This is a genomic window from Paenibacillus sp. Y301, assembly GCF_059445505.1.
Genome location: NZ_JCAIUL010000050.1, coordinates 1 through 672 on the forward strand (window position 1 = coordinate 1; position 672 = coordinate 672).

Below are 672 nucleotides of genomic sequence, written 5' to 3' on the forward strand. Positions count from 1 at the left end.
TTGGGCTATGGCATGGTTGTCTACTTAGCGACCATCTCCGGTATCGACACCACTTATTATGAGGCTGCCGTGATTGATGGTGCTTCGAAGTGGCAGCAAGCGCGATATATTACGTTGCCCCTTATGAAGCCTGTAATCGTTATGATGTTCATATTGGCTGTAGGCCGCATCTTCTACACCGATTTCGGGTTGTTTTTCCAAGTGCCGCGGGATTCCAACTCGTTGTTCAACGTGGCGACCACCATTGACGTTCTCGTGTACAAGCAGCTGAAGACCGCTACGCTAGGTATGGCATCTGCTTCCGCCTTCGTGCAATCCGTCATCGGATGTGCGACCATTCTGATCGCCAACTGGATCGTTCGCCGGGTAGATCCGGACAGCGCAATGATATAAAGGAGGAGTGGGAAAATGACATCGAGAGCAAATTACCAGTCGGGTCTGGAGAAATTCGACCGAATCGGCACCGTCACCAACGTGATTTTCCATGTGATTTTTATCTTGTTGGCGTTGGTCTGCTTGGTGCCTGTCCTTGTGGTGCTATCTGTATCTTTATCCAGCGAGGAGTCCATTCGTCAAACCGGCTACCATCTCTTTCCGACGATTTTCTCCGGAGAGGCTTATGACTATATTATTCAGCAAGGATCGATGATTTCGCGGGCGCTGGGCGTCTCC

1 protein-coding gene and 1 pseudogene are annotated in these 672 nt (G+C 50.4%); both read left to right on the top strand.

Features of this window, described 5'->3' with window-relative positions; genetic code table 11:
* On the top strand, positions 1-393 hold a 393-nt coding region (locus AC1D69_RS25035), incomplete at its 5' end, for an ABC transporter permease subunit (protein WP_495458817.1).
* Positions 394-408: 15 nt separating this feature from the next.
* Positions 409-672: pseudogene (locus tag AC1D69_RS25040) on the top strand (carbohydrate ABC transporter permease); the annotation flags it as partial.